Genomic DNA, 23767 nt, shown 5'->3' with positions numbered 1-23767 from the left:
ACAACATACGCGTCGGGCCCACAGCGTCGTGCGTCTTCCACGCGGCTCAAACGACCCCGAAGAAGTGAAGGCACACCCCCACGCCGCCCACCTACACTTCCCCGGGGCCGCGACAACCCTCCACCGCCTGCGGCCGTCGGGACGGCCGTCCGCATTGGACTTGTGAGGACTCACGTGAGCTCGAAACCTGTCGTACTCATCGCTGAAGAGCTGTCGCCCGCGACCGTCGACGCCCTGGGCCCGGACTTCGAGATCCGGCACGCGAACGGCGCGGACCGCGCGGAGCTGCTGCCCGCGATCGCCGACGTCGACGCGATCCTGATCCGTTCGGCCACCAAGGTCGACGCGGAGGCCGTGGCCGCCGCGAAGAAGCTCAAGGTCGTCGCACGAGCCGGCGTCGGCCTGGACAACGTGGACGTGTCCGCCGCCACCAAGGCCGGCGTGATGGTCGTCAACGCACCCACCTCGAACATCGTGACCGCGGCCGAGCTGGCCTGCGGTCTGCTGCTGGCCACCGCGCGCCACATCCCGCAGGCCAACTCCGCGCTGAAGAACGGCGAGTGGAAGCGCTCGAAGTACACGGGCGTCGAGCTGGCCGAGAAGACCCTCGGCGTCGTCGGCCTCGGCCGCATCGGCGCGCTGGTCGCGCAGCGCATGTCCGCGTTCGGCATGAAGGTCGTCGCCTACGACCCCTACGTGCAGCCCGCCCGCGCCGCGCAGATGGGCGTCAAGGTCCTCTCCCTCGACGAGCTGCTCGAAGTCTCGGACTTCATCACCGTGCACCTGCCCAAGACCCCGGAGACGGTCGGTCTCATCGGTGACGAGGCGCTGCACAAGGTCAAGCCGTCGGTGCGGATCGTCAACGCCGCGCGCGGCGGGATCGTCGACGAGGAGGCGCTGTACTCGGCGCTCAAGGAGGGCCGCGTCGCCGGCGCCGGCCTCGACGTGTACGCGAAGGAGCCCTGCACGGACTCCCCGCTCTTCGAGCTCGACGAGGTCGTCTGCACCCCGCACCTCGGCGCCTCCACCGACGAGGCGCAGGAGAAGGCCGGTGTCTCCGTCGCCCGCTCGGTGCGCCTCGCCCTCGCCGGTGAACTGGTCCCGGACGCGGTGAACGTCCAGGGCGGTGTCATCGCCGAGGACGTCAAGCCCGGCCTGCCGCTCGCCGAGAAGCTCGGCCGCATCTTCACCGCCCTCGCGGGCGAGGTGGCGGTCCGCCTCGACGTCGAGGTGTACGGCGAGATCACCCAGCACGACGTCAAGGTGCTCGAACTCTCCGCGCTCAAGGGCGTGTTCGAGGACGTCGTCGACGAGACGGTGTCGTACGTCAACGCCCCGCTGTTCGCGCAGGAGCGCGGCGTCGAGGTCCGTCTGACGACGTCGAGCGAGTCCCCGGACCACCGCAACGTCGTCACCGTGCGCGGCACGCTCGGCGACGGCGAGGAGGTCGCGGTCTCCGGCACGCTGGCCGGCCCCAAGCACCTGCAGAAGATCGTCGCCGTCGGCGAGTACGACGTGGACCTCGCGCTCGCCGACCACATGGTCGTGCTGCGCTACGAGGACCGCCCCGGCGTCGTCGGCACGGTCGGCCGCATCTTCGGCGAGGCGGGCATCAACATCGCCGGTATGCAGGTCTCCCGCTCGGTCGCGGGCGGCGAGGCCCTCGCGGTCCTCACCGTCGACGACACGGTCCCGCAGAACGTACTCAACGACGTGGCCGAGGAGATCGGCGCGACCTCGGCGCGGTCGGTGAACCTCGTCTGACGTGCGCTGTCGAGGGCCGGGTCACCTTCGGGTGGCCCGGCCCTCTGGCGTGTCCGCGGGTGACGACATCAGGTCGACGCCGAGGTCTCGGGCTCGATCAGACCCTCCCGGTACGCGATGGCCACCGCCTCCGTGCGCCCGGCGGCACCCAGCTTGGCGAGGATGTTGGAGACGTGCACGCTCGCCGTCTTCCCGCTGATGAACAGCTCCTCGCCGATCTGACGGTTGGTGCGGCCGCGCGCCAGCAGCCGCAGCACATCGCTCTCGCGGGCGGTCAGCGCGGCGATACGGTCCGCGGCGCAGGGCGAGTCGGCGAGCCGGCCGCGGCGGATCAGGGAGTCCACCTCCTCCCGCAGCGGTACGGCGCCGAGCCGGTCGGCGGTGTCGCGGGCCGCGCGGGCCTGCTCGGCGGCCTCCTCCCGGCGGTCCGCGGCGAGCAGCGCCTCGGCGAACCGCCGTCTGCAGCGCGCCAGTTCATACGGATCGCCATAGCCGAACGCGGCGACGGCCCGCTCCCACGCGGCGACGTCCGGCCCGGACCGCGCGCGCAGCCACTCCGCCTCGGCGCGGGCAAGCCAGGCCAGGCCCTCCGGACCCTGCCGCGATCCGTCCTCGCCCTTGGCGGCCGTGCTCCGGGCCACCTCCACCAGCTCGGTCGCGGTGGCCGCCCAACGCAGGGCCCCCGCCTCGTCGCCGGTCAGACGCAGCCGCGCGGCGGCGTCGGCGACCGCCGACAGCGCGAGCCCGGCGAGCCGCACACCGATGTCGGGCCGCTCGGTGCCGACGCCGTCACTCAGTCCGGCGAGGGTGGCGCGCACGGAGGCGACGGCCCCCTCGGGGTCGCCGCGCAGCGCGGCGGCATCGGTCAGCACGATGCCCGCGACGAGCGTGGCCATCCAGTCGAACGGCCCGTCGAGCAGGGCACGGGCCCGCTCGACGGCCCGCAGGTCACCGCGCGCCAGGGCGACGTACAACGCGGGCCCGGTCGCGAACCCGCCCGCAGGCGGCAGCCGTTCGGCGTCGGCGGCGGCCGCCCGCGCGCACTCGTCCCAGCGGCCCAGGGTGTAGAGGATCAGGGACTGGAGGTAGCGCAGCTCCAGCGCGTACGGCGAGGAGACGAGCCCGGAGCGGTCCGCGCGCTCCAGGCCCTCGGAGAGCCAGGTCAGGCACTCGTCCAGCGCCCCCGACTCGTAGGCGCCGATGGCGAGACTGAAGAGCGCACGCATCTCGACGGAGACATTGCCCGCGCTGCGGGCCAGGTCGCGGGCCCGCCGAAGCCGCTCCCGGCCTTCGGGCGTGCGCCGGTTGTGGCCTTCCAGGCCGACCAGGGAGATGGTCAGATCCGCCTGCGCGTCGGCGAGCCGAAGCTCCTCGGCGATGCGCAGCGCCCGCCGGGCGACGCGCTGGGCGTCCTCGTCGTGGCCCATGTACCGCGCGGCCATGACATGGGTGGCCGCGGCCCACACCCAGGTGTGCGACGGGGGTTCGGCCGGGATCATGGCCAGCGCCTCGCTGCTGTAGGTGAAGGCGGCCTGCAGGCTGTCGACGCGCATCAGATTGCCCGCGAGGGTGTAGCGGACGCGGGCGGCGAGCTCGGAGTCGGCGTCCGATCCGGCTCTGGCGAGCGCGGCGCGGGTGAGGGAGACCGCGCGGTGGGTCTCGCCGGCGTGCGCGGCGGCCGCGGAGGCGCGCAGCGTGAGCGTCACCGGGTCGCCGTCCCGGGGGCGGGCGGTGGGATCCACCGCGGGCCACAGTTCGAGCGCGGCCTCCACGTGGCGCAGCTCCTCGGCGGGCGCGCCGACCCGGTGGGCGTGGTCGGCGGCTTCGAGGGAGGCGGTCAGCGCGTCCGCGAGATCGTGGCTCTCCCGTGAGTGGTGGGCGCGCTCCGCCGCGTTCTCGGCCCCGTGACGGCGTCCCGTGAGCAGCCCGGCGAACGTTGCGTGCAGCCGGACCCGCTCGCCGGGCAGCAGATCGGCGTAGACGGCCTCGCGGGTCAGGGCGTGCCGGAAGGAGTACGTGGCGTCCTCGCCGGGGACCAGCAGCCGGCGCCCGACGGCCTCGCGCAGCGCCGACTCCAGTTCGTCCTCGGGCAGTTGTACGGCGTCGCGCAACAGGTCGTGCTCTACGCGCCGCCCGGCGACCGCGGCCGTCCGCAGCACGTGCTGGGCGGTGTCGGACAGCTGCTCGATCCGGATGAGGAGGACGTCGGCCAGGCCGCTCGGCATGGCGGTCGCACCCGGGTCGATGTCGCCCGGCAGCGCGGCGAGCAACTCCTCCGCGTAGAAGGCGTTGCCCTCGGCGCGGTCGACGATGCGGCGGACGGTGGTGTCGGAGAGGGCGTCCACGCGCAGGGTGCGTACCAGGCGGGCGACTTCGGTGTCGGCCATGGGGCGCAGTTCGAGGCGGTCCACGGAGGGCAGCCGTACCAGTTCGGCGAGCAGGGGGCGCAGGGGGTGGCGGCGGTGCAGGTCGTCGGCGCGGTACGAGGCGAAGAGGGCGAGGCGGGGGGAGGGGGCGCCGGGGGTCGGGCTCTGCAGGGCGCCGCGGCTGAGCAGGAAGCGCAGCAGGTCCCGGGAGGACTGGTCCGCCCAGTGGAGGTCTTCGAGGACCAGGAGGAGCGGGGCGATGTCGGCGACGGCGGTCAGCAGGCCTGCCATGCCTTCGAAGAGCCGTAGGCGGCTGCCGGTGTCGGCTGTGCCGTCGGTGCGGGTGTCTGTGTTGCCGGTGTTGGTGCCGGTGCCGGTGCCGGTGCCGGTGTTGGTGTTCGTGCTGGTGCCGAGCAGTCGGGAGACCGGCGGGTGGGCCGCGAGCGCGGGGGTGAACCGCTCGTCCCCGGAGAGCAGGCCGAGGATCTCCGTGAACGGCAGGTAGGGCAGGCCCACGTCGCCGAGGTCCACGCAGTGGCCCGTCAGCACCGTCATGCCGGTGTGTGTGGCGTGGGCGGCGGCCTCCGTCAGGACGCGGGTCTTGCCGACGCCGGCGTCTCCGGAGACCACCACGGCGTGGGGGGTGCCCTCGCGGGCGCGGTCCAGCACGCCGGTGAGCCGGGCGAGTTCGTCGTCCCGGCCGATCAGCGGTGTACCGAATGTCTGTGCCACGCCGCCCATCCTGGCACGCGCCACCGACAACGCACCGCCACCGTTCTCGCCCCCGCCGCCCCTACCCGTCCCATCCCTACTTGGGGGCTCCGCCCCCAAACCCCCATCGGCCTGAACGGCCTCGTCCTCAAACGCCGGACGGGCTGGATGGTGCGGGCCGGGGTCGTGGCTTTCAGGGGCGCGGGGAACTGCGGGATCAACCCCCACCGGCCTGCGGACAAGGCACGTCGCGCGGGTGGGGTTTCGGGGCGTAGCCCCGTCTGAGGGGCGCGGGGAACTGCGCGATCGGACCCCGCCCCCCTTCGTCGGAGCGCACAGCCGGGGTTCCAAGGGGGTAGCCCTGGTGGGGCCGGTGTCAGGCGGGAGCCTGTTCGGTGGTGGGCGGGGCCTCGGCCTCGATCTCCCGTACCCGCACTCGCCACAACGTCGCGGACGCCAACACCGCCGCCCCCAACAACAGCACCGCCCCCGCGGCCGCCGCCGCCTGCATCCCACTGGTGAACGCCTCCCGCGCGACCCGTACCAGCGCGACGCCCGTGTCGCCCGGCAACCGGTGGGCGACCGCCAGCGCGCCGCCGAGGGTCTCCCGGGCCGGCGCCGGGGCACCGGACGGAATCTCGTGGCGGTAGACCGCCGTACCGATGGAGCCGAGGACCGCCATACCGAGCGCGCCGCCGAACTCGGCGCCCGTCTCCAGGAGGGAGGACGCGGCGCCCGCGTTGCCGACGGGGACGGTGCCGAGCGCCAGATCCATCATCTGGGACATCACGGTGACGATCCCCGAGGCGAGGACACCGGCGCCGGCGAGGACCAGCCACATCGAGTCGGTTCCGGTGAAGGCCAGCAGACCGTAGCCGCACGCGCCGAGGACGAAGCCGCCGGAGACGACGTGGGAGCGGTGGACGCCCTTCTGCACCAGTTGCGCGGCGACCGGCGCGGCGACCCCGACCAGGACCGTCGGCAGCAGTGACCACAGCGCGGCTTCCATGGAGCTCTTGCCGAGCACGGACTGCAGGTACTGGGTGGTGAAGTACGCCGACCCCATCATCCCGAACGCGGAGACCAGGTTGAGGACGACGGCGGGCGCGAAGCCCCGGCCGCGGAACAACTCGGGGGAGATCAGCGGGGATTTCGCGGTGCGCTGACGGTGGACGAAGAGCGCGGCGAAGACGAGACCGACGACGATCGAGGCGCCGTACTCGAACGTCCAGCCCTCGGAGGGGATTTCCTTCACGCCGTAGATGACGGGCAGCACGGCGGCCATCGACAGCGGCACGCTGAGCAGGTCGAAACGGCCCGGTTCCGGGTTCTTCGACTCGGGGAGCAGGATCGGGCCGAGGACGAGCAGCAGCACCATCGCGGGCAGGTTGACGAGGAAGACCGAGCCCCACCAGAAGTACTCGACGAGGACACCGCTCATCACCGAACCGAGCGCGATGCCGCCGGTCATGACGCCGGACCACAGTCCGATCGCCTTCGCGCGCTGCCCGGGGTCGGTGAACATCGTGCGGATGATGGCCATCGTCGACGGCATGAGGGTGGCGCCGCCGATGCCGAGGACCGCGCGGGCCGCGATCAGCATCTCGGCGCTGCCCGCGTAGGCGGCGATGACCGAGGCGGTGCCGAAGGCGGCGGCGCCGATGAGGAGCAGCTTGCGGCGGCCTATGCGGTCGCCGAGCGAGCCCATGGTCATCAGCAGGCCGGCGAGCACGAACGCGTAGATGTCGAAGATCCACAGCTGCTGGGTACCGCTCGGCTCCAGGTCCGCGCTGATCGCGGGGATCGCGAAGTAGAGGACCGAGACGTCCATCGAGACCAGGAGCAGCGGAAGCATCAGGACGCCGAGGGCGGTCCATTCGCGGCGGCCGGCGCGGCCTCCGCCGGGTGCGGGGGTGGTGCTCGTCGAGTGCTTCGAGTGCGTCATGACAGGGACTGTACGGACGTCTTAAACGCTTGTCTAGTACGCTTGTTTAAAACAAGCGTCTGGGACGTTTGTCTGTATCGGGGGTACGCTGATCGGCATGGGACACCGTGAGGATCTGCTCGAAGGCGCCAAGCGCTGCCTGCTGGAGAAGGGGTTCGTGCGCACCACGGCGCGCGACATCGTGAAGGAGTCCGGGACGAACCTGGCGTCCATCGGCTACCACTACGGATCGAAGGACGCGCTGCTGACGCAGGCCTTCGTGGAGCTGGTGCAGGAGTGGGGCGAGAAGTTCGCCCCTCACCAGGAGCACGAGGACACGCCCGGGGGTTCCGTGGAGCGGTTCCACAGCGTGTGGGCGCGGATGCTGGAGTCCTTCGAGGAGTTCCGGCCCGTCTGGGCCGCCAGCATGGAGATCGTGACGCAGGGGGAGCGGGTTCCGGAGCTGCGGGACCTCATGGCGAAGGCGCAGATCGAGGGACGGTCCGGGCTCGTCGCGATGCTCACGGGCCTGGACGAGGAGACGCTCGACGAGCGCACCGTCCAGTCCCTCGGCGGCTTCTACCAGGCGCTGCTCAACGGCCTGATGGTGCAGTGGCTCTTCGACCCGGCGAGCGCCTCCACGGCGGACGACCTCACGGAGGGGCTGCGCCGGGTGATCGAGGGCGCGACCAGGGCGCGGGACTGAGGCGTCACCCGGCCACGACTCCGGTCGGCGGGGTGCCGGACCCGCGATCGGCCCGGGCGTCGCGGCACGCCGGGATCAGCGCCACCAGCATCAGTACGGCGGTGACGGCGAAGGCCGACGGATACCCCGTCACCCCGGCCAGCATGCCGAAACCCGCCGCGCCGACGCCCATGCCACCGTCGTACGCGATGTTCCACAGCGCGGTGACGGTGCCGTATCCGGAGGCCGGGACCCGCGCGTACATCAGGGTCAGCGTGGCGTTCTGGGCGATGCCGAAGCCGGTGCCGAAGACCGCGACCCCGGTGAGGACCGCGACGGGACTGCCGGTCACCGCCGTGATCGACAAGCCCCCGGCCGAGAGGACAAGGCCGGGCACGACGAGTCGCGCGGGCCCGTGCCGGTCGCCGTACCGGCCCGCCGCCCAACGGGCCGCGGTCGACGCGGCCGGCTGCACGAAGAGGGCCACGGCGACGACCGTGCCGTACGCGGCAGGGACCGCCAGCGGCAGGAACGTGACGACGATCCCGGCGGCGAGGGCGGTGGTCGCGAAGACGGCCCCGGGCCGCATCAGACCACCGGTGCGCAGCCCGGCCAGCACCCCCACCGTTTTCCCGGACGTCGGCTCCCGGTCCGGCAGACCCGGTACGGCGACGATCGCGGCCAGCGCCGCCACACCCGCGGCCACGGCGACCGGCCCGTACCCGGCGTGCGCCGCGAGCCACACGCCGAGCGGCAGCGCGATCAGCGACGGCACCCCGGAGACCACGCCCACCAGCGCGAGGCCCTCCCCGCGCCGCTCGGCCGGAATGAGCGACGCGGTGAGCGCGCCGCCCGCCACGAGCGTGAGCGCGAAGCCGAGGCCGCGGACGAGACAGACCGTCACGATCCACGCCATGCCGTCGGAGACGGTCAGGACCAGCGCGGGAGCGCCGAGCAGGGTGAGCCCGGCGATCAGCGCGACCCGGTAGCCGTAGCGGGCGACGAGGCGGGGAGCGGCCAGTTCGCCCAGGACCGTGGAGAGCATCAGGGCGCCGGTGGCGAGGCCCGCGCCCGACGCCGTCGCGTAACGGGGCACCACCGACAGGAGCAGGAAGAAGCTCACCGAGGCGCCGACCATGCTCACGAAACGGAGCAGCAGGGGACGGGTGAGGAGAGAGGGCCTCGAAGCCGTCGCGGAGACGCGGGGCGTGGTCGGTGTCATGGGAACGACGCTAGGCAGCCGGCGGCCCCCCGGTAAGCTCCAATTCCATGCCGTTGCAGTGGGCCGGTCTGTCACCCGAACTGCTCCTGTCCGTCGACCGGGAGAGCGGTGAGCAGTTGCGCGCCCAGCTCGAACGGCAGTTGCGGGACGCGATCCGCACGGGACGCCTCGGCGTCGGCGAGCGTCTGCCCTCCTCGCGTGAACTCGCCCGCGACATGGGGTTGTCGAGAGGTCTCGTCCAGGACTGCTACGCCCAACTCCAGTCCGAGGGCTACCTCGTGACCCGCGTCGGCTCGGCCACCCGGGTCGCGGCGTGCGCCCACGTACCGCCCGCGCCCGCGCCGAACCGGAGCGCGCCCGAGCGGCTGATCGCCGACTTCCGGCACGGCGTGCCGGACCTCACCGGCTTCCCGCTCTCCGACTGGCTCTGGGCGCTGCGCGAGGCGGGCCGCGCCCTGCCGACCGCGGACCTCGACTACGGGGATCCGCGCGGGAGCCACGTGCTGCGCGAGGTCGTCGCCGGATATCTGAGCCGGGTGCGTGCCGCCGCGGCCGACCCCGAGCGGATCGTCGTCTGCTCCGGTTACGCGCAGGGCCTCGGCCTCGTCCTGGAGAGTCTGGCCGGGGCGGGGGTGCGTGCCGTGGCGTACGAGGACCCGGGCGCCCCCGCCGCGGTGACGGCCGCCGCGGCCGCGGCGGGTCTGACGGCGCTGCCCGTCCCGGTCGACGAGCGGGGCATCGACGTACGGGCGCTGGAGGCGACCGGAGCACGGGCCGTCGTCGTCACCCCCGCGCACCAGTGGCCCACCGGCGTCGTCCTCGCGCCCGAACGCCGGCTCGCGCTGATCGAGTGGGCGACGCGGCGGGACGCGTACGTCGTCGAGGACGACTACGACGCGGAGTTCCGCTACGACCGTGAGCCCGTCGGCGCCCTGCACGGACTGGCCGCCGACCGGGTCGTCTCCATCGGCACCGTCAGCAAGTCCCTCGCTCCGGCGCTGCGCATCGGCTGGCTGCTCTGCCCGCCCGTGCTCGCCGCCCCGATCGCGGCGGCCAAGCTGCGCACCGACCACGGTTCTCCGACCCTCGACCAGCTCGCCCTCGCCCGCCTCGTCGAGTCCGGCCGCTACGACCGCCATCTGCGGCGCATGCGCACGACGTACGCGGCCCGGCGTACGGCCCTGGTCACGGCCCTCGCCGCGCACGCGCCGGAGGTCCGGCTGACGGGTCTCGCGGCCGGGTTCCACGCCGTCGCGCACCTGCCCGGAACGGACGCGGCCGCCGAACGGGCCGTCATCGACGGGGCGCGCGCACGGTCCGTCGGCCTGTACGGGATGAGCGCCTGCCGCTCGAACCGGGCGACGGCGCCGCCCCAACTCGTCCTGGGCTTCGGTGACGTGGGGGAACGCGCGATCACAGAAGGCATCGCGACGATCGGCGACCTGCTCGCCCGGCCCGGACGGGTCGTGGCGGGCTAGGTTCTGTCCGGTCGATCATGTGCGGAGCCAGATGAGGGTTGCTGCGACGGTCGCGGTGCCCAGGTAGACGTAGGCGCGCTTGTCGTATCGGGTGGCCACGGCCCGGTAGTTCTTGAGCTTGTTGATCGCGCGCTCAAGGAGCAAGCCGTAATGCCCACATAGATGAGCCCGAGGCGGGGAACAGGCCTGTCGTAGTGGTTGATGGCCTGCTCAACACCGCTGCTTTTGTTCGGCAGTTGCGTGAGCGACTGGCTGATGACGAAGAGGGTGGTGAGGGTCAGTGGGCGGGCATGTCGTCGCTGAGCTCCCCAGATTCCGCAGTGGGGAGCCGTTCCGGAGCTGAACCGTCACCTCGTGGTGCGGTTGCTGGCAGTGCTGGCCGCGCGGATGGTGACCGCGGCGGACCCGGTAGGGCAGGACGGGGGTGACCTCGGTGAGCACGACGGCTGCAGCACCGTGGGATCGGATTGAAGGCAAGATCCAGCCGTGGCATCGCGACCGGCTTGCGGTGATCTATGTCCGTCAGTCGACTCCCGGGCCCTGACCCTTGATCGTGGACACCGGTTGTCATGCGGCAGCGGCCAGCGTAGTTGATCGTTGCTCGAAGGCGATCGGGCTGATCTGGCCGAGGCGGGAGTGCCTTCTTCGGGTGTTGTAGCGGGTCGCCCAGCGGAAGACCGCGAGCCGGGCCTCGCGCGCCCCGGTCCACCGCTTCTTCCCCTGCAGCGTCTCCCGTTTCAGGGATGCGTTCAGCGATTCCGCGGCGGCGTTGTCCGCGCTGGTGCCCACCGCACCGCGCGACCTGACCACGCCGAGGTCCTCGCAGACCTGGGCGAACTCCTTGGAGGCGTATTGCGCCCCGTTGTCGCTGTGGAAGATCGCCCCGCGCAGGCCGCCGGCGCCCCGGACCGCGGCCGCGGCCTTGAGTGCGTCGGTGACCAGCGAGGTGCGCATGTGGTCGGCGATCGACCAGCCCGCCAGTCGCTTCGAGCACAGGTCCAACACCGTTGCGAGGTAAAGGAATTGGCCGTCTCCGATGGGCAGGTAGGTTATGTCGCCCACGTACCGGGTGTTCGGTGCGATCGCGGTGAAGTCGCGCCGCAGCAGGTCCGGCACCGGCGTCGCCGCCGGTTCGGGGATGGTGGTGCGGACCTTCTTGCGCAGGTGCAGCCCGACAATGTTGAACTTCCGCATGACGCGTGCTACCCGCTTGTGGTTGACCCGCTCGCCCTCGTCACGGAGCTCGGGGCCTCCCCCTGAGTGGTGGACACGCTGATACTGGATCTGCTTGATCCGGAGGAAGCGAGAAGACCGCCGATGGCGATGAAGGACTACTCGGACGAGTTCAAGGCCGATGCCGTGGCCCTGTACGAGTCCACACCCGGGGCGATCTACAAGAGCATCGCTGCTGACCTGGGCGTCAACCGGGCGACCCTGCGTGAGTGGGTGCTGCGGGACCGCGAACGCCGTGGCATCACCGCCGCGATTGCGAAGCCGGGCGCCCAGCCTCGGGAGGCGGTGCCGTCCGCTGATCCGGACGAGCGGGTGCGGCAGTTGGAGGCCGCAGCGACACGGTCAGCATCTGCGATGCCACCACGACAACTCAGGATCTGCCATGGGCTCGTGATGCGTTCGCCTGAGCAGCACCTCATCCAGGCTCTCGACCTGTACCTGGAGCTCGGCAGCGGCGCTCGCTGGCAGCATGAGCAGAGCTTCTTGCAGCTTGTCCCGAGCCCAGCCCTCACCGCAGCACGGACAGGCGAACTCGGCCTCCCAGCACCTCCAACGGCGCTTGGTGCCGTGGACGCGGACAGACCAGACGCTCAGTGCTACCGACACGATGCCTGGGGTCAAACGTTCCCGTTCGAGCGTGCGGACGGCCGCATTCGCGGCCCCCGACAGTTTCGGGACATCGCGATAGCGCACCCAGGGTCGTCCCCAGCCGCGTTCACGCGGCCGAAGTGAAGCTGGCGTTCTACGCGGCACGGCCCCTTCGGACATCAGTCATGAACAGCATCTTCCCACAGCCCAAGATCGGCCGGACAGAACCTAGGACCGGCGCAGCGCCGCGCGCCAGGGTTCCGGCACCCTCTCGCCGTACTCGACGTCGGTGGCCCCCACGAGGGCCGCCAGGTCGGCGAGTCGCCCGGTGACGGCGTTGCGCAGGGCCACCGTGGGCCTGACGTCGGGCTCCAGGTAGAGGCCCTCGACCAGCAGGACGCCCCGGTCCCGGTCACGGCGGGGCGAGACGCGGCCGACCAGGCGGTCCTCGTGCAGGATCGGCAGCAGGTAGTAGCCGTACTCCCGTTTGGCCTTGGGCACGTACATCTCGTTGCGGAAGGCGAAGCCCCACAGGCGTTCGGTCAGCCGCCGGTCGCCCACGAGGTTGTCGAAGGGGGAGAGCAGCGCGGTGCGGCCCTGCCAGTCGCCCGCGCGGATCGCCTCCAGGTCGGCCATGGCGTCGGCGTGCACGTACCAGGTCTCGGAGGCGGAGGTGGCCCCCTCCACCCGTACGGGTATGACGCGGCCCTCGCTCGTGAGGGCGCGCAGCACCTCGGCCAGGCCGTCGTACTTGCCGCGCAGGAAGTACTGCTTGATGTCCAGGGGACGGGCGACCCCGAGGGCGCGCAGGGTGTGCTCCGCGGCCGTGGTCACCATCTCCCGCGCCGACACCGCGACCCGGTCGGCGCCGGGCGGCAGACAGGCGTCCGGGAGGCCCCACAACCGCCGCCCCGCCGCGCGCCCCGCGACCATGATCCGGCCCTGCAGCCACAGGAACGTCAGCATCCGCTCGACGTTGCGGCCCGCGGTCCAGCCGCTGGAGGGCCACTCCATGACCGAGCGGTCCTCGAAGGCGTCGGTGGACAGCGGGGTGCCTTCGGCGAGCCGGGCGAGGATGTGTTGCAGGAGCCCTTCGTTGGCCTCCATCCAGACCTTGGTCAACGAAAGGTTCTTCGGGGGATAGCCGTCCATCGACACCCGGTGGATCGGGTAGTCCTCCGTGAGCACCAGGGCCGCGGCGTGCGCCCAGTACTCGAACAGCCACCGCTGCCCCCACCACAACTCGCCGAGATGCGAACCGGTCCCCGCCCCGAGGCGGCTCCACACCACGAGCTCATGACTCGGCGCCACGACGCTGATGGGGTCCAGCTGCAGATAGCGCAACGACCGCAGAACGGCCCGCAGCCCCTCCCCGTCGGCCGAAGGCCGCACCCCGGCGAGCCGCGGCCGCGACAGCGCGAGCCGACGGGCGTCCACCTGCGTGATGGTCAACTTCTGCTGAGGTGTGGGCATTCCGGGTCCCCGACTCCTTGTCTCGTGCACCGCTCCTTGAGCCCGTGGCGAGCGTTTCGACGGCACACCCTACGGCTGATCGCCGCGCGCAGGCATTACAGTCGCGCCGCCTTCAACACCATGTGCAGCAGCAGGCGGTCCTCGCCGTCGTCCAGGTCCAGGCCGGTCAGTTGCTCGACGCGGGACAGGCGGTAGTAGAGCGTCTGCCGGTGGATGCCCAACTCTGCCGCCGTACGGCCCGCTTGGCCCGCGCAGTCGAGGAACACCTCGGCGGTGCGGGCGAGTTCGCGGTGGGCGGGGGAGAGGAGTGTGCGCACGGCGGGGTCGTGGGCGGCCTCTGGGGGGAGGGCGGTGAGGAGGCGGAACGGGCCGATGGAGGACCACTCGGCGACCGGGCCGAGGCGGGGCTCGGCGAGCACCGCGCGGGCGGCGGCGGACGCCTCCTGCCAGGCGGCCCCCAGCTCGGCGAGGCCCACCCGGGCCCCGGCGACTCCGGCGGCCACCGTCGTCCCGGCGGTCCCGGCAGTCCCGGCGGTCCCGGCAGTCCCGGCAGCCTTGGCCGTTCCGGACGCCCCCGCCCCCTGCCCGCCGCCCCCGCGCTCTCCTTCCGCCTCGCGTACGAACCGTGCCGCCGCCGTGAGTGCCGGGGTCAGTACGTCCGACGAGCGCAGCCGTACGAGGAGGGCGAGGCTCTGGCCGTCCGTCCCCCACGGGACCGTGCACAGCGCGGTCGCGCCCGGCACCGTACGCACCGATGGGGCGTCGTCCGGGTCGGCCGAGGGCCAGGGGGCGACGCATACCACCGTGTGCAGACCGTCGCCGCGTGGGCCGAGGGCCGTGCGCAGTTCGGCCACCGCCATGTCGTGCTGCCAGCCGCGCTCGGCGGTGAGCACCGCCCGTAGCTCGCGGGTGAGGTCGGCGCCGGCCTGTGCCTCGTCCGCGAGCAGGTCGCCGATGCGGGCGGCGACCTGCATCGCGGCGGACAGCTGTGCCTCGGACGGGCCGGGGTCGTCGTCCAGCAGCCAGACGTAGCCGAGCACGACACCCCGATGGCGTACGGGAAGGCAGATCCGGCCCCGGTACACGCCCGCCTCGGGGGTGGGCGGGATGCGCACGGGGGCCGTCGCGCGCGTGATGCCGAAGCCTTCGAACCAGGTGCGGACCGCCGTCGTGGAGCGGCGCGTGAGGATCGAACGGGTCCGTACGGGGTCGAGCGCCGACGTGTCGAGTTCGCCCTCGCTGTCGTAGGCGCCGAAGGCGATCAGCTCGAAGTCCCGGTTCTCCAGCGTCGCGGGCACGCCGAGGAGCGCCGAGATCTCGTCGACCAGCTCCTGATAGCCGCCGCGGTCACCTCTGTGGTCCCTGTGGTCCCTGTGGTCCCTGTGATCCCTGCGATCTCTGTATTCGTCGCTCACCCGGGCATTCTCCCGTAAATCCGCAGGTCTTCATACATCTGTCTGAGATCCAGGGCACGGATGCGTGACAGCTGTCGATGGCTAAGGATCGGAGGGATCCTTAGGTTTCACGGTGGTTCCCCGTGTCGTACCCGAATGGTCGGGATACGGCCTTCTGCTCGCCTTGTTGTGGAGGTGCCCCGTGCTGGGTCCCGTGATTCTGGCCGCGTCGCGCAGCGACCGGATGCGACGCTTCGTGTCGGCGGCCCCCGGCACCAAGCAGGTGGTCGCCCGCTTCATCGCCGGTGAGAGCGTCGACCAGGTCGTCCCGGTCGTCCAGGACGCCGTCGCCAAGGGGCTCGCGGTCACCCTCGACGTCGTCGGCGAGGACATCACCACCCGTGCGCAGGCCTTCGCCGCCCGGGACGCGTACCTGGAGCTCATCGAGCACCTCAAGGAACTGGACCTCGGTACCCAGGCCGAGATGTCCGTCAAGCTGTCGATGTTCGGCCAGGCGCTGGAAGGCGGTCATGAGCTGGCGCTCGCCAATGTCCGCCCGGTCGTCGAGGCCGCCGCCGCCATCGGTACGACGGTCACCCTGGACGCCGAGGACCACACCACCCTCGACTCGATGTTCGCCATCCACGAGGAGCTGCGGAAGGACTTCCCGCAGACAGGGTGTGTCATCCAGGCCTACCTGTACCGCACCGAGGCCGACGCCCGCCGCCTCGCCGCGAGCGGCAGCCGCGTCCGCCTGGTGAAGGGCGCGTACAAGGAGCCCGCCGAGGTCGCGTACCAGGACAAGGCCGAGACCGACAAGGCGTACGTCCGTGTCCTGCGCGTCCTGATGGAGGGCGACGGGTACCCGATGATCGGCTCCCACGACCCCCGGCTCATCTCCATCGCGCAGGAGCTGGCGCGCAGGGCCGGGCGCAAGCTGGACGAGTACGAGTTCCAGATGCTGTACGGCATCCGTGGCGAGGAGCACCTGCGGCTCGCCGCCGAGGGTCACCGCATGCGCGTCTACACCGCGTACGGCACCGACTGGTACGGCTACTTCATGCGCCGCCTGGCCGAGAAGCCGGCCAACCTGCTGTTCTTCGCCCGCTCGATCCTCACCAAGGGCTGAACCACCGGCCGAGCCCGAACCACCCGCTCACAAAGGAGTTACGGAAACCATGGACGCTGTGACCCAGGTCCCCACCCCCGTCAACGAGCCGGTGCACGGCTACGCCCCCGGTTCGCCCGAGCGCGCCCGCCTGGAGGCCAAGCTCAAGGAGCTGGCCGAGAACCCGATCGAGCTGTCGATGACCATCGGCGGCGAGAAGCGGCTCGGCGGCGGTGAGCGCTTCGAGGTCGTGCAGCCGCACAACCACAAGGCCGTCATCGGCACCGGTGCGCACGCCACCCAGCAGGACGCGCGGGACGCCGTCGACGCGGCCCTCGCCGCCGCGCCCGCCTGGCGCGCGATGTCCTTCGACGACCGCGCCGCGATCATCCTGCGCGCCGCCGAGCTGCTGGCCGGCCCCTGGCGCGAGACGCTGGCCGCCTCCACCATGCTCGGCCAGTCGAAGACCGCCCAGCAGGCGGAGATCGACTGTCCGTGCGAGCTGGTCGACTTCTGGCGCTTCAATGTCGCCTACGCCCGCCAGATCCTCGCCGAGCAGCCCCCGGCCAACTCGCCGGGCGTCTGGAACCGCCTCGACCACCGCCCGCTCGAAGGCTTCGTCTACGCGATCACGCCGTTCAACTTCTCGGCGATCGCGGGCAATCTGCCGACCGCGCCCGCGCTGATGGGCAACGTCGTCGTCTGGAAGCCGTCCCCGACCCAGACCCACGCCGCCGTGCTGCTGATGCGGCTCCTGGAGGAGGCGGGTCTCCCCAAGGGCGTCATCAACCTCGTCACCGGCGACGGCATCGAGGTCTCCAAGGTCGCCCTGGAGCACCGCGATCTCGCGGGCATCCACTTCACCGGGTCGACCAAGACCTTCCAGTACCTGTGGAAGACGGTCGGCGCCAACATCGAGAAGTACCGCTCGTACCCGCGCCTGGTCGGCGAGACCGGCGGCAAGGACTTCCTGGTCGCGCACCCCAGCGCCGACCGCGCGGTCCTCAAGACGGCGCTGACCCGCGGTGCCTTCGAGTACCAGGGCCAGAAGTGCTCCGCCACCTCCCGCGCCTACATCCCGGCCTCCATCTGGAACTCCGGGTTCAAGGAGGAGTTCGCGGCCGAGGTCGACTACCTGACCATGGGTGACGTCACCGACCTGGCGAACTTCGTCGGCGCGGTCATCGACGAGCGCGCGTTCGCCAAGAACAAGGCGGCCATCGACCGTGCGAAGGCCGACCCGACCTGCACGATCGTCGCGGGCGGCTCGTACGACGACTCGGTCGGCTACTTCGTGCGCCCGACCGTCGTGGAGTGCTCGGACCCTTCGAGCGAGGTCTTCAAGACGGAGTACTTCGGTCCGTTCCTCGCCGTGCACGTGTACGAGGACGAGACCGACGAGGGCTACGACGACATGCTGACCCAGATGGAGTCGGCGTCCGACTACGCGCTGACCGGCTCGGTCGTCTCGGGCGACCGCGCGGCGGCCGCGTACACGATGGAGAAGCTCCGCTACGCCGCGGGCAACTTCTACATCAACGACAAGTCGACCGGTGCCGTCGTCGGCCAGCAGCCCTTCGGCGGCGGTCGCTCCTCCGGCACCAACGACAAGGCGGGCGCGCCGCAGAACCTGATGCGCTGGACCCTGACCCGCGCCATCAAGGAGACCCTGGTCCCGCCGACCGACTACACGTACCCGCACATGGGCTGACACCCCGTCGCGCACACCGGGCCAGGAAGCCGTCCCCCGAGGGCGGCGACCTGGCCCGGTGTGCGTCCGCACCCGCCGGACTTCCCTCATGACATGAACCAGACTTCCCTCATGACACGGAGCGGAGAAGGCGAAGAGACGGTGACCGTCACGGCCGATGACGGGGTACGGCTGTGGGCGCAGCGGTCGGGAGGGGGCGCACCGCTGGTGCTGTGCCACGGCGGGCCCGGACTGTGGGACATGTTCGAGGACGTGACCGGGTTACTGGCGGACCGGGCCGCCGTCCACCGCTGGGACCAGCGCGGCTGCGGGCGCTCGGAGCGGTGCGACGGGCCATGGACGAGTGAGCGGTTCGTGGCCGACCTGGACGCCGTACGGCGGCACTTCGGACTGGAGCGGATGGCCCTGCTCGGCCACTCGTGGGGCGCGCAACTGGTGCTGAGCTATGCGCTGGCGCACCCGGAGCGGGTGAGCGCACTGGTCTATGTGAGCGGTACGGGGATCGGGCCGGACTCCGACTGGTACGGCGGCTTTCAGGAGAACTTCCTCGCCCGGCTGGGCGAGCGCCCCGAACGGCTGGCCCGCTGGCGTGCGGTGACGGATCGTCCGGACCGGTCCGAGGCGGAGGAGCGGGAGCGCGCCGCGCTGCAGTGGTCCGTCGAGTTCGTGGACCGCGAACGGGATCTGGAGCACGCCGTACGCATGGTCGAGCCCTGGTTCGACATCAACATCGAGTGCAACAAGGCCTTCAACGCGGAGCGGAGGAGGGACTGGGGCACCCCGGAGCTGTACGCCGCCTGCCGGCAGCTCGACCTGCCCGTGGCCGTCGTGGACGGGGACCGGGACATCCGGCCGCGCTCGGCGGTGGACTCGCTGGTGGAGGCCCTGCCCCGGGTGCGCCGGGTGATCCTGCCGGAGGCCGGGCATCTGCCGTGGGTCGAGGACCCGACGGGCTTCCGGGAGGCCGTGACGGCGGCGTTGCGGTGATCCGCCGTCCCTCGCCGCGGCGGACGCGGCGTTATCCGGCGAACTCCGTCCGCTCCCACCACTCGTACACGGGCAGCCTGCCCTCCGGCGTGTCCGCGTGCCGTGGGGTCGCCCTGAAGTGTTCGTATCCGCCGCGCAACTCGATCTTCACGTCTGTTCCAGGGGGCGGGGCCGGGACGATCCGTTCGGGCAGATCATCCGGGCCGCCCTCAAGCAGTGCTTTGGTCGTGTCGCTCATGACGTCACCGTTCCCCTCGGCGGTCCCCGATGTCGCATGCCACGCGGAGGATCAGTCGTGTGGGCGATCCGCTTCTCAGCCGTCGGCCGTCGTCGTGCGTGAGCGGCTCCTCTGACCCCCGTTTGGGGTCAGAGGAGGGGTGGGTCGCTCCGGTGGGTCAGTTCTCGCAGGTCGTGCGGCCCGGGTGCGCACGGCAGGCGAGCGCGGCGAAGCCGCCGTCCGCCACCACCGGTACGGCCAGCGAGCCCCCGCCCCGTACGACCTGTGTCCGGCGCACCAGCCCCGCCGGGCCGTCCGTCAGCGTCTCCACCAGCCAGCGGCCCGCGCCCAGCCGCAGGGGCACGTCGACCGTGCGGGCCGCGCCCGCGAACGTACCGCCGATGAACCACCGGCCGTCGGCCGCGCGCCGGGCGAGGACCGCCGAGCGGCCCGGGTCGCCGGTCAGCAGCCGGGTCTCCTCCCAGCGGGCGGGAAGCTGCTCCAGGTAGTGGCGGGCCTCGGGCCGGGCGTCGTACGACTCGGGGGTTCCGGAGAGGTTCTGGATGCCCGACTCGTAGAGGACCGTCAGCCCCAACTCACCCGCGTCCGAGGCGACGTTGGGGCGGTAGGGGCGGTGGAAGGCGCCCGGGGTGAAGTCCATGGAGCCGATGACGTTGCGGGTGAAGGGGAGCGAGGCCAACTGCTCCGGGGTGTTGTTGCGCTTCTCCTCGCCTCCGACGCCCTCCATCGTCATGACCTGCGGCCAGGTGCGCTGGATGCCCTTGGGGATCGTCGAGCCGTGGAAGTTCACCATGAGGTGATGGCGGCCCGTGGACTCCAGTACGTCGTCGTACCAGCGCATGCGCTCCTGGGACTCCGAGTCCATGAAGTCGATCTTCACGCCCTTGACGCCCCAACGCGACAGCGTGGAAAGCCACTTCTCCCGTTCGACGGGATCGGTCAGCAGGCTGTAGTGCAGCCAGACGTGGATGCCCACGCCCTTGGCCGCCGCGTAGCGCACCAGCTCGGGCATCCAGCTGTCCGTCTGCCACTCGGGGTCGATCACGTCCCAGGCATCGCTCTTGAAGTACCAGCCCGCGTCGACCACTTCGTACGGCCATCCGCGCTCGGCCGCGTAGTCCACGTACTTCTCCTGCGCGGCCAGACTCTGCCCCGCCTCCTTGCCGCCGGCCAGCCAGGTCCACAGGGCCGGACCGGGCTTGATCCATGAGGTGTCACGGACCCGGGACGCCGGAGCGAGGTCGTCGATGAAGGTCGACTGGGTGACGGTCGCGAGATCGCCGGTGACGATCGCGCGCCAGGGGGTGGTGAGCGGGCCGGAGCCGCTCGTCTCGACCGGCTCGTCGTTCCACAGGCTCAGCCCGTACGTCGACGAGTCCGCCTGGTGCGTCAAGTGGGCGCCCGCGTAGCCGCCGTTGACGGCCGACTCGGCGATGAGCGCGTAGTCGCCGCCTTCGCCCACTGCCTCGGCGGCGGCAGCGTCCGTCCGGAACAGCCCCTGCATCATGTACGCGCCCGCCGGTGCCGACGCCGCGGAGTCGTAGCGGGTGAAGCGGAGCTCGTTGTCCGCGCGGTAGCCGCCGAGGAGGGCGTTGGCGCCGGTGGGGAGAGTGAAGGCGGAGGCTTCGCGCAGCACGTCGCCGTGGTTTCGCGGCAGGACGTAGCGGTAGGCGACGCCGTCCCGGGCGACCCGCGTCACCAGGTCGATCCGGGCACCGTCGGCGGTGCGGAAGCGGAAACGGGCCTCGGCCATCCGCACGACGCGCTCGCGGGACTTGCCGGTCGGGCTCGTGTAGTGCTCGGTGATCGTGCGGTCGGAGCGTCCGGCGAAGGTCAACCCCCGGGAGAAGTCCGTCTGTTCGGTGACCAGGCCGACCGGGGAGGGTTCGAGGACCGTTCTGCCCTCGCGTCCGACGGCGAGCGTGGGATGCCCGTCGGCGGGGTCGAGGGCGACGGTCGCGGTCGGGGAACCGTGCGGCCCCTTCACGTCCCAGGAGGCCCTTGCCGTCACCTCGGCGCGGGCCGGGAGCGCCGCCACCGCCGTGGCGAGCAGCGTGGAACAGAGCGTCAACACGATGGTGCGGGCCCGTAATTGGACCGACATGGAGAACCCTTCCTCTCGCAGTCATCCGATGATTGTGAGAGTGAAGGTGCCCAATGGGACTGTCAAGGCATAGGACGGATCAGGCATGAGATCAGAGATGGGATCAATCATCGGTCGATGGGGTTCAAGAAGACGTGCTCTTGACGATCATCTTGCCGGTGTTGCCGCCCCGCAGCATCGACAGGAACGCCTCCACGATCCGCCCGAAGCCCTCGACGACCGTCTCGTCGAGCGCGAGCCGCCCGCTGAGCAGATGCGGTACGGCGAACTCGTACAACTCCTCCTGCACGTCGGGGTGGTTCTTCACGAGGAAGCCCTCGACGCGCAGGCTCTTCTCGACGACATCGGCGTGTGGGAAGAACACCGGCGGCGCGTCCGGGGTGTTGTACTGGCCGATCGTGCCGACCCGCACCACCCGGCCGTACTCGCGCAGCGCGCCGATCGCCGCGCCGAGGTGATCGCCGCCGACGTTGTCCACGAACACGTCGATGCCGTCGGGCGCGGCCTTCGCCAGCAGCTCCGCGACGGGCCCGGCGTGATAGTCGAAGGCCTCGTCGTACCCGACCCGCTCCTTCAGGTGGGCCACCTTCTCCGGCGTGCCCGCGCTGCCCACGAGCCGCCCGGCGCCCAGCAGCCGGGCGAAGCGCCCGGTGGCCGTACCGACCCCGCCCGCGGCCGACGAGACGAACAGGTCGTCCCCCGCGCGGAGGCGGGCGATGCGGGTGAGACCGACGTACGCGGTCAGGCCGGTACCGCCGAGGAGGCTCAGATACGCCGAGAGCGGGACACCCTCGTGGTGCGGGAGCCGTCTGGTCTCGTCGGGGCGTACGACGGCGTGGGTGCGCCAGCCCTTGCGGTGGAAGACGATCTCGCCCTCCGGGAGCGCCGCGTTCCGGGACGCGACCACCCGGCCGAGCGTGCGGCCCTCCAGCGGGGAGTTCAACTCGAAGCCGCCGTCCATCAGTTCGCGGTGGTACGGGTCGACGGACCAGTAGAGGTTCTCGACGAGGGCCGTGCCCGGAGCGGGCGCCGGCACGGGCGACTCGACGAACCGGAAGTGGTCGGCGGTGGGGAAGCCGGTCGGACGGAGGGTCTGCTGCACGGTGAGCGCGGGGCCGCCCGCATCGGTCACTGTGTTCTCGGTCACGGCGGTCGTGTGGTTCGTGTGGTTCGTGTGGTTCATGCGCTTCGTGTTATTGATGTCGTTTGTGCCGTTCGTGCCGTTCGTGTCGTTCATGTTGCTCATGGACAGCGACCGTAGGCAGGAATGCGGCACCCGGGCAGAGGGTTGCGCTCATGGAACGACGGCATCCATGAGCCGTCCTCATGGCACCAGGTGGGAGCGCCGATGACGACAGCCGACCTCGCCCCGCAGGAACTGCGGACCCTGGTGGCCGTGGCCCGCGAGCGCGGCTTCTCGGCGGCGGCTGTCACGCTGGGCACGACGCAGTCGGCGGTCTCCCACGCGGTGCGCGGCATCGAACGCAAGGTGGGCGTCGTGCTGTTCGAGCGCGGCCGGACGGGGGCTCGCCCCACCCCCGCGGGAGAGCGGGCGGTGGCGCACGCCCGGCGGGTGCTGCGCATGCTGGACACCCTCGCGGCGGAGGCACGGGGGGTCGGGGCGGGCCCGGACGGCGGCGACACCGTCACCGGACCGCTGCGCATCGCCGCCTTCCGCAGCGCGGCCCTCCATCTGCTGCCGCCCGCGCTGGAAGGCCTGGCGGCCCGGCACCCCGGAATCGAGCCGACGGTGCGGGTCGTACGGGAGGTCGGGCCCGGGACGGCGGGAGAGGTGGCCGAGGGACGGGCGGACGTCGGGATCGCCACGCTCGGCACGAGCGCACCCGTGCCGCCGGAACTGATCGGCGACGTACTCCTGGAGGAGCCGTACGCCCTGGTGCACCCCGTCGGGCATCCGGACCCGCGCGCGCTCCCGCTGGTCGACTGGAGCGAGAACTGCTCCTCCTACACGCGGACCTGGTGGGCGGCGCAGGACTGGATTCCGTGCGCCACGGTCCGTGCAGAGGACGACGGAGCGGTGCTCTCGATGGTGAGCAGCGGTCTCGGAATGGCCATCATGCCCGCGCTCTCCCTGACGAGAGCACCGCTCACCACCGAGATCACCGATCTCGGACCGGAGCGCCCGACCCGCTCCGTCGGCTACGTCACCACACCCGAACTCGCGACGACGGTCGCGGTCCGGGCGCTGATCAGGGAACTCAGGGCGCTGCATCCACGGAAGGCCTGAAGGCCTGACGGCCGCGTCCGCGGAAGGCTTGAGGGGGGCGATGCCGCGCGAACAGTTGTCCCAGCTCAGACCGGTGTGCCCCGATCCACCGTCTCAGATAGTAGGAAGTCCGAGTAATTGTGGAGACAGATGCCCGGTCCTCACTTAGTTTTGTAGGAGCCGAACGTCTCGCTAGACCAAGCGAATGGCGGTCGTGAGCCGGAGCCCCTGGCAGGCAACCCCTGCGGCACCGCTCACCCGCCCCATCCGGCGTCTCGTATCCCTCCCCCAGAGCACTTCCGGTGGTCCGTTCCGGGCCGTTTCCGGAGGCAAGGAGTCGATTCCTCATGGCCGAGACGACCGTCCGCCGAGTCCGTCACGTTTCCCGTTCGAGCGAGTCCGACCGCAAGAACGCGGCCGCCGCGCTCCAGCGCGCCCTCGACCGCAGGGACAACGGCGGCGAGACGGGTCACTGACCCGTCCGCCCCCCATATACCGGGAGCCGCACCCGCACGGGGTGCGGCGCGGTCCTGAGCCCCACCGCTCAGGACCCG

17 protein-coding genes and 2 pseudogenes are annotated in these 23767 nt (G+C 71.5%); 9 read left to right on the top strand and 10 right to left on the bottom strand.

The genetic code is table 11. The annotated features are described in order from the left end of the window. The first annotated feature begins 174 nt into the window (after positions 1–174). Positions 175–1764: a phosphoglycerate dehydrogenase gene (gene serA, locus RV986_RS15890; RefSeq protein ID WP_475918028.1), complete on the top strand. Its 1590-nt coding sequence runs from the start codon at positions 175–177 to the stop codon at positions 1762–1764. Between the two features lie 68 nt (positions 1765–1832). Here serA and RV986_RS15885 read toward each other — a convergent pair whose 3' ends face one another. Next, positions 1833–4871 carry a helix-turn-helix transcriptional regulator gene (locus tag RV986_RS15885; RefSeq protein WP_475924293.1) on the bottom strand — a complete coding sequence of 1013 codons (3039 nt, stop codon included), beginning with the start codon at positions 4869–4871 and terminating at the stop codon, positions 1833–1835. A 346-nt stretch (positions 4872–5217) separates the two neighbouring features. Further along, a complete protein-coding gene (locus RV986_RS15880) occupies positions 5218–6786 on the bottom strand; it encodes an MFS transporter (RefSeq protein WP_475918027.1) in 1569 nt (522 codons plus the stop codon). Between the two features lie 97 nt (positions 6787–6883). On the opposite strand from RV986_RS15880, the gene RV986_RS15875 reads away from it, so the two are divergent. Next, positions 6884–7471, top strand: a complete 588-nt coding sequence (locus RV986_RS15875) for a TetR/AcrR family transcriptional regulator (protein WP_475918026.1) — start codon at positions 6884–6886, stop codon at positions 7469–7471. Positions 7472–7475: 4 nt separating this feature from the next. On the opposite strand, the gene RV986_RS15870 is transcribed toward RV986_RS15875, so the two are convergent. Further along, positions 7476–8672: an MFS transporter gene (locus RV986_RS15870; protein ID WP_475918025.1), complete on the bottom strand. Its 1197-nt coding sequence runs from the start codon at positions 8670–8672 to the stop codon at positions 7476–7478. 47 nt (positions 8673–8719) lie between these two features. Between RV986_RS15870 and pdxR the strand changes: the two genes are divergently transcribed. Further along, complete coding sequence (gene pdxR / locus RV986_RS15865; RefSeq protein WP_475918024.1) at positions 8720–10150, top strand: MocR-like pyridoxine biosynthesis transcription factor PdxR; 1431 nt, start codon at positions 8720–8722, stop codon at positions 10148–10150. A gap of 15 nt (positions 10151–10165) precedes the next feature. On the opposite strand, the pseudogene RV986_RS15860 reads toward pdxR, so the two are convergent. Together RV986_RS15860 and RV986_RS15855 are read right to left on the bottom strand one after the other, a co-directional pair. Then, positions 10166–10288 (bottom strand): annotated as a pseudogene (locus RV986_RS15860) (IS5/IS1182 family transposase); the annotation flags it as partial. A 429-nt stretch (positions 10289–10717) separates the two neighbouring features. Then, positions 10718–11395: pseudogene (locus tag RV986_RS15855) on the bottom strand (IS3 family transposase); the annotation flags it as partial. A gap of 18 nt (positions 11396–11413) precedes the next feature. Here RV986_RS15855 and RV986_RS15850 point away from each other — a divergent pair. Next, positions 11414–12115 carry a transposase gene (locus tag RV986_RS15850; RefSeq protein ID WP_475918023.1) on the top strand — a complete coding sequence of 234 codons (702 nt, stop codon included), beginning with the start codon at positions 11414–11416 and terminating at the stop codon, positions 12113–12115. An 84-nt stretch (positions 12116–12199) separates the two neighbouring features. Here the strand turns inward: RV986_RS15850 and RV986_RS15845 are convergent, their stop codons facing one another. Next, on the bottom strand, positions 12200–13444 hold the full coding sequence (locus RV986_RS15845) for a winged helix-turn-helix domain-containing protein (RefSeq protein WP_475918022.1): 1245 nt from the start codon (positions 13442–13444) through the stop codon (positions 12200–12202). A gap of 95 nt (positions 13445–13539) precedes the next feature. Further along, complete coding sequence (locus RV986_RS15840; protein ID WP_475918021.1) at positions 13540–14859, bottom strand: PucR family transcriptional regulator; 1320 nt, start codon at positions 14857–14859, stop codon at positions 13540–13542. A 181-nt stretch (positions 14860–15040) separates the two neighbouring features. Here RV986_RS15840 and RV986_RS15835 point away from each other — a divergent pair, with 181 nt between their 5' ends. The 3 genes from RV986_RS15835 to RV986_RS15825 all read left to right on the top strand — a co-directional run bounded on the left by RV986_RS15835 (position 15041) and on the right by RV986_RS15825 (position 18644). Next, entirely contained in the window at positions 15041–15967 is a 927-nt protein-coding gene (locus RV986_RS15835) for a proline dehydrogenase family protein (RefSeq protein WP_475918020.1), read from the top strand. A 49-nt stretch (positions 15968–16016) separates the two neighbouring features. After that, positions 16017–17657: an L-glutamate gamma-semialdehyde dehydrogenase gene (pruA, locus tag RV986_RS15830; protein ID WP_475918019.1), complete on the top strand. Its 1641-nt coding sequence runs from the start codon at positions 16017–16019 to the stop codon at positions 17655–17657. 111 nt (positions 17658–17768) lie between these two features. Continuing rightward, entirely contained in the window at positions 17769–18644 is an 876-nt protein-coding gene (locus tag RV986_RS15825) for an alpha/beta fold hydrolase (RefSeq protein WP_475918018.1), read from the top strand. Between the two features lie 31 nt (positions 18645–18675). Here RV986_RS15825 and RV986_RS15820 read toward each other — a convergent pair whose 3' ends face one another. The 3 genes from RV986_RS15820 to RV986_RS15810 form a co-directional block, all read right to left on the bottom strand. Further along, positions 18676–18882, bottom strand: coding sequence for a DUF5988 family protein (locus RV986_RS15820; protein WP_475918017.1), 207 nt, complete (start codon positions 18880–18882; stop codon positions 18676–18678). Between the two features lie 157 nt (positions 18883–19039). Next, entirely contained in the window at positions 19040–20986 is a 1947-nt protein-coding gene (locus tag RV986_RS15815; protein ID WP_475918016.1) for a glycoside hydrolase family 97 protein, read from the bottom strand. Positions 20987–21110: 124 nt separating this feature from the next. Beyond that, positions 21111–22232, bottom strand: coding sequence for an NADP-dependent oxidoreductase (locus tag RV986_RS15810; protein WP_475918015.1), 1122 nt, complete (start codon positions 22230–22232; stop codon positions 21111–21113). Between the two features lie 102 nt (positions 22233–22334). Between RV986_RS15810 and RV986_RS15805 the strand changes: the two genes are divergently transcribed. Both RV986_RS15805 and RV986_RS15800 read left to right on the top strand, forming a co-directional pair. Further along, complete coding sequence (locus RV986_RS15805) at positions 22335–23234, top strand: LysR family transcriptional regulator (protein ID WP_475918014.1); 900 nt, start codon at positions 22335–22337, stop codon at positions 23232–23234. A 326-nt stretch (positions 23235–23560) separates the two neighbouring features. Further along, the gene (locus RV986_RS15800) at positions 23561–23689 is read left to right on the top strand and encodes a hypothetical protein (RefSeq protein WP_095852449.1); all 129 of its coding nucleotides are present in this window, start codon (positions 23561–23563) and stop codon (positions 23687–23689) included. Positions 23690–23767: the final 78 nt, after the last annotated feature.

It is taken from the genome of Streptomyces sp. RLA012 (assembly GCF_056270325.1).
This window is presented reverse-complemented; position numbering and strand designations above follow the sequence as displayed.

What these genes read in the sequence shown, in the direction of transcription:
- RV986_RS15885 (WP_475924293.1), bottom strand. Translation starts at nt 4,871, where the DNA reads ATGGGCGGCGTGGCACAGACATTCGGTACACCGCTGATCGGCCGGGAC.
- RV986_RS15880 (WP_475918027.1), bottom strand. Translation starts at nt 6,786, where the DNA reads ATGACGCACTCGAAGCACTCGACGAGCACCACCCCCGCACCCGGCGGA.
- RV986_RS15875 (WP_475918026.1), top strand. Translation starts at nt 6,884, where the DNA reads ATGGGACACCGTGAGGATCTGCTCGAAGGCGCCAAGCGCTGCCTGCTG.
- RV986_RS15870 (WP_475918025.1), bottom strand. Translation starts at nt 8,672, where the DNA reads ATGACACCGACCACGCCCCGCGTCTCCGCGACGGCTTCGAGGCCCTCT.
- pdxR (WP_475918024.1), top strand. Translation starts at nt 8,720, where the DNA reads ATGCCGTTGCAGTGGGCCGGTCTGTCACCCGAACTGCTCCTGTCCGTC.
- RV986_RS15845 (WP_475918022.1), bottom strand. Translation starts at nt 13,444, where the DNA reads ATGCCCACACCTCAGCAGAAGTTGACCATCACGCAGGTGGACGCCCGT.
- pruA (WP_475918019.1), top strand. Translation starts at nt 16,017, where the DNA reads ATGGACGCTGTGACCCAGGTCCCCACCCCCGTCAACGAGCCGGTGCAC.
- RV986_RS15825 (WP_475918018.1), top strand. Translation starts at nt 17,769, where the DNA reads ATGACACGGAGCGGAGAAGGCGAAGAGACGGTGACCGTCACGGCCGAT.
- RV986_RS15820 (WP_475918017.1), bottom strand. Translation starts at nt 18,882, where the DNA reads ATGAGCGACACGACCAAAGCACTGCTTGAGGGCGGCCCGGATGATCTG.
- RV986_RS15815 (WP_475918016.1), bottom strand. Translation starts at nt 20,986, where the DNA reads ATGTCGGTCCAATTACGGGCCCGCACCATCGTGTTGACGCTCTGTTCC.
- RV986_RS15810 (WP_475918015.1), bottom strand. Translation starts at nt 22,232, where the DNA reads ATGAGCAACATGAACGACACGAACGGCACGAACGGCACAAACGACATC.
- RV986_RS15805 (WP_475918014.1), top strand. Translation starts at nt 22,335, where the DNA reads ATGACGACAGCCGACCTCGCCCCGCAGGAACTGCGGACCCTGGTGGCC.
- RV986_RS15800 (WP_095852449.1), top strand. Translation starts at nt 23,561, where the DNA reads ATGGCCGAGACGACCGTCCGCCGAGTCCGTCACGTTTCCCGTTCGAGC.